This window comes from Streptomyces sp. WAC04114 (genome assembly GCF_019733245.1).
GTDB lineage: Bacteria > Actinomycetota > Actinomycetes > Streptomycetales > Streptomycetaceae > Streptomyces > Streptomyces massasporeus_A.
In genome coordinates, this window is record NZ_JAIGQA010000330.1 from 1 (window position 1) to 3146 (window position 3146).

Genomic DNA, 3146 nt, shown 5'->3' on the forward strand with positions numbered 1-3146 from the left:
GGGAGGGACCCTGAGCGGCTTCGGGCCGCCGGGTGGGCGTCCCGTGCGTCTCGGGGGCAGTCCGTGCGGCTCCGGCCTGCGAACGTGCCGCGTCCTCGGTGCCCGGGCCGTTCCCCGCGCGCCGGGCGCCCTGGGCCGGCACCCCGCCGCGGCTGTCTCCCGAGCGGGCCGCACCCCCGGCACCCTGGGCGGGCGTCTGAGTCCAACCGTCCCCGGCCCCTGCGCCGCCCCGGGGCGGCACCTCGCTCCAGCCGTCCCCGGCGTGGGCCGCGCCCCCGGTGCCCTGGGCGGACGCCCGACTCCAACTGTCCCCCGCGTGGGCCGCACGCGGTGTGTCCGCGGAGGGCGCCTGGCTGCGGCCGGCCTCCTGGGCCGGCACCTCGCTCCGGCCGTCTCCGGCGCGTGCTCCGCCACCGGCGCCTCGCACAGGCGCCTGACCCCGGCTGTCCCCAGCGTGGGCCGCACCCCCGGTCGGCACCTCGCTCCGCGAGCCCCCGGCGTAGGTCTCACCGCCGCTGCCCACAGGGTGGGCCCCGCCGCCGTCCGCCCGGCCCTCCGGCCGTTCGGACGCGGCGTCCGGACCGCCGCTCTCGATCCGTGGTGCCCCGCCCTGCCCGGGCACCACGGCCGGATCGGCCGAGCCGCTCCCGGAGGCACCGGGCGTGCCCCAGGCCGCCGTGCCGTGGGCGTGGTGCGTGGGACCGGCGGGCGCGGCCGGTCTCGGGTCGGCCACGCGCGCGTGCGACGCCGCCGTGTCCCCGGCGGGGCCGGCCACGCGCACGTGCCCCTCCCCGTCGGGTGTCGTCTCGACCCGGCCCCCGGGCCCCCCGGCGGGAGCCAGCCGCAGGGTCGACTCACCGATCCGCAGCAGCGCACCCGGCGCGAAGGGGACCGCCCGGCCGCCGACCCGCGCGCCGTTCACCGTCGTGCCGTTCGTGGAGTCCAGGTCGGCGACCGCGACGCGGCCGTCCGCGCTCACCGTCACCGTGCAGTGCAGCCGGGAGACGTCCGGGTCGTCGAGCGGCACGTCGGCGTCGGCGGAGCGGCCGACGCGGATCTCACCGCCGTGCAGGAGATGGACACCGCCGGCGTCGGGGCCGGCCACGACCTGGAGCTGGGCCGGGGCGTCCTCGAGCTCGGGATGCGGCTCGGGCTCGCCCGGCCCGCCCACGGACAGCACGGCGCCGTCGGTCAGCGGGGGCTCGCCGAGCGTGCAGCGCTGGGCGTCGAGCCGCTGCTCCCCGGCGTACAGCACGGGCGTCCCCGAGCCGTCACCACCGGAGACCACCTGGGCGAGCGCGGACGCCACCGCGGCGAGCGCCGTACCGGCGGGCGCCGTGACCAGCACGTCGCTGCGCGGGGCGCGGTCCCGCGCCGGCGCCGACGGGCCCAGCGGATCTACGACGGTCAGCCGGATCTGCATCGCCGTCAGCGGTCCCTTCTGCCCGGGCGCGGAGTCCCCCACCCCGCCCCAGCACGTCGGCCAGTACTGCCAGCATCCTCGCACCTGCCACTGACAGCGCGCCCCTCGCTCCGGAAAAGGTGATCTTGATTGGTCGGCTCTGCCCGCAAAAGTGCCTGAGAGATGACCCACAGGCGACCGCTTGAGATCGGTCACGCTCACTCCCGGCAACCACACGACCGAGGTGAGCGTCTTTCCTTCGAACGGCTGTGACGGCCGTTACGTAAGACCCACTACGTAAGACCCACCGCGTGAGACCCACAGAAAGACGACACACCGGTCCCCGGCCCCCCGGCACTACAGTGGGTCGGACAGGCCAGCAGGCAAGGCAAGCACCAGGGAGCGCATGACGTGCGGCCGGTAGGCAGCAAGTACCTCCTCGAGGAGCCGCTCGGACGCGGCGCCACGGGCACCGTCTGGCGCGCCCGCCAGCGCGAGACCGCGGGCGCCGAGGCGGCCGTGCCGGGGCAGCCCGGCGAGACCGTCGCGATCAAGGTCCTCAAAGAGGAGCTGGCCGGCGACCCGGACATCGTCATGCGGTTCCTGCGCGAGCGGTCGGTCCTGCTGCGGCTGACCCACCCGAACATCGTCCGGGTCCGTGACCTGGTCGTCGAGGGCGAGCTGCTGGCGCTGGTCATGGACCTCGTCGAGGGCCCCGACCTGCACCGCTACCTGCGCGAGAACGGGCCGTTCACCCCGGTCGCCGCCGCCCTGCTCACCGCCCAGATCGCCGACGCGCTCGCCGCCAGCCACGCCGACGGCGTCGTCCACCGCGACCTCAAGCCGGCCAACGTCCTGCTCCAGCAGTACAACGGGCAGATGCACCCGCTGCTGACCGACTTCGGCATCGCCCGCCTCGCCGACTCCCCGGGACTGACCCGCACCCAGGAGTTCGTCGGCACGCCCGCGTACGTCGCGCCCGAGTCGGCCGAGGGCCGCCCGCAGACCTCCGCCGTCGACATCTACGGCGCCGGCATCCTGCTGTACGAGCTGGTCACCGGCCGCCCGCCGTTCTCCGGCGGCTCCGCCCTGGAGGTGCTGCACCAGCACCTGAGCGCCGAACCGCGCCGCCCCTCGACGGTCCCCGACCCGCTGTGGACGGTCATCGAGCGCTGTCTGCGCAAGAACCCGGACGAGCGGCCCAGCGCCGAGAACCTCGCCCGTGGCCTGCGCGTCGTCGCCGAGGGCATCGGGGTGCACGCGAACTCCGCGCAGATCGCCGCCGCCGAGGGCGTCGGCATGCTCCTCGTGCCCGACCCGGCCCCCGCGCCGGTGCCGGACACCCCCGGCGCGGCCGACCCCACCCAGGTCCTCCCGCAGGGCGCGGGCTCGTACGACCCGAACGCCGCGACCAGCGTCCTGCCGCACACCTCCGGCCCGGCCGGCGCCGCCGACCCCACCGCCGTCATGAACCACCGGGGCGCCGCCGACCCGACCGCCGTCATGCCGCCGGTCCCGCCGGGCTCGCCCGGCCACCCCGGACAGCAGGGCGGGCAGGGCGGACCCGAGGACCCGCACCCCTGGCAGAACCAGCTGCGCGCGGCCCGCGACCGCAACGAGCAGACGCAGGTCCAGTACCTCGACCCGAACGAGGACCCGCTGCGCCGCCGCCCCCAGCGCCAGGTGGCCCGGCCCCAGCAGCAGCAGCCCCAGCAGTACGCCCCGCAGCCGCAGCGCCCCCAGC

Annotated in this window: 2 protein-coding genes; one reads left to right on the forward strand and one right to left on the reverse strand. The window is 76.8% G+C overall.

The window, feature by feature from the left end; all coding sequences use genetic code 11:
- Positions 1-1423, reverse strand: a 1423-nt coding sequence (locus K4G64_RS38820; RefSeq protein ID WP_221760551.1) for an FHA domain-containing protein, incomplete at its 3' end; no start/stop codon positions are given.
- Positions 1424-1813: 390 nt separating this feature from the next.
- On the opposite strand from K4G64_RS38820, the gene K4G64_RS38825 reads away from it, so the two are divergent.
- Positions 1814-3146, forward strand: a 1333-nt coding sequence (locus tag K4G64_RS38825) for a serine/threonine-protein kinase (RefSeq protein ID WP_221760552.1), incomplete at its 3' end; no start/stop codon positions are given.